We start from the raw sequence: 1,417 nt of genomic DNA, 5'->3' as shown, positions 1-1,417 counted from the left end.
GGCGAGCTGCGCGCCGAGACGCGCGCGCAACTCGACGAGCAGCGGCGCGCGTTCGAGACCGGCCTCGCCGCCGAGCGCCGCGAACGCCGCGAGGAGATCGCCCGGCTCGCGTCCGACGTCAAGGAACTGCGGCACGACCGGACCAGGGCCGAACAGCTCTCCGCGACCTGGCTCGCCGACGCCGGCGCCATGGCCGACCTCATCGCCGACACCCTCCCCCACGAACGCTACGCCCCGGGCGAGTTGACGGCCGTCCAGGTGCGCCTCGGCCAGGCGCGCGGCAACCACGACCTCGGCCGCTACGACGCCGCGCTCGCGGTGACCCAGGAGGGCTACTACACCCTCAGCGAGCTTCGCGTCCGCATCGAGCAGGCCGAACTCCTGCGCCGTTCCTGGCAGTCCGCGGCCGTCCAGGCGGTGCTCCTGGTCGAGCAGCAGGTGCGGCGCAGCGCGCAGCTGCCGGTCGTCGGTCCCGACCAGCGGGAGATCCCGGGCTACTCGCTGGACGTCGACTTCTGGTCCTCCGGCGCCCTGAGCGAACTGGGCTCGCACCTGGCCGAGTTGCTGGAGCGCTCGCGGGACGAGGCCACGACCGCGGAGGAGCTGGAGCGCGTCTGCCGGGAGGAGGCGCCGGCGCTGGAGGCGCAGCTGGCCGACACCGTGCGGCAGGCGCGGCTGTGCCAGCTGGCCTCGCAGATCCGCGTCAACCTCGCCGACGAGGTGGTCCAGGCGCTCGCCGAGACCGCGTTCTACGCCTACGTCGAGGACGACTTCGTCGGCGCGGACCAGCGCGGCGCCCACATCACCCGGCTGCGGCACGAGACCGGCAGCGAGATCGTCATCGACATCGACACCGCCGACCCGGCCTCGGGCCGCAACGTGATCCGGGTGATCTCCTCCGACCGCGACACCGAGGCGGAGGCGGACCAGCGGGCCCGCGCCGAGGCGGTGCGCCGGCTGCTGGACGCGAACGGCCACCGGACGCACGCGCCCGTCCCGATGCCCCGGCTCGAACCCGGCACCCCCGACCTCAGGACCGACGACCCCCGCTACGACCTGCGGCCCTCGCCCCGCGGCGAGGGCGTATGAGCGAGCGCAGCGAGCTCATCATCAACAGGTGCGCATTGTGCGAAGCGCCTGCCGAGCGCAGCGAGGTGGGCGTATGAGCACATCAGCGCGCGGCGAACGCTTCCGTGACCTGCGCCTGAGCACCGACGAACCCTTCACCGTCCTGTACGGCCCCGGCGTGGACGACGTCTTCGTCGACCCGGACTACCGGGTGCGCACCCTGGAGGAGACCCTCTGGGAACTGCTCCACGCCGAGGGCTACGAGCGCATCGTCTACTCCTCGCTCGGCCGGCCGCTCTACGTCCGCGACCCGGAGGCGCGGCGGCTGAGCAGGCCGGGCGGGGAGCCC

The 1,417-nt window shown here is 73.5% G+C and carries 2 protein-coding genes; both read left to right on the top strand.

Annotated elements, in window-relative coordinates; translation table 11 throughout:
- The coding region (locus AB0O00_RS39410) for a hypothetical protein (RefSeq protein WP_363659483.1) at nt 1-1,089 on the top strand (1,089 nt) is incomplete at its 5' end.
- Nucleotides 1,090-1,162: 73 nt separating this feature from the next.
- Nucleotides 1,163-1,417 (top strand): hypothetical protein (locus AB0O00_RS39405; RefSeq protein ID WP_363659482.1); only part of this gene is annotated, 255 nt, incomplete at its 3' end.

The sequence above is a fragment of the Kitasatospora sp. NPDC093558 genome, from assembly GCF_040683475.1.
Taxonomy (GTDB): Bacteria; Actinomycetota; Actinomycetes; order Streptomycetales; family Streptomycetaceae; genus Kitasatospora.
This window is presented reverse-complemented; position numbering and strand designations above follow the sequence as displayed.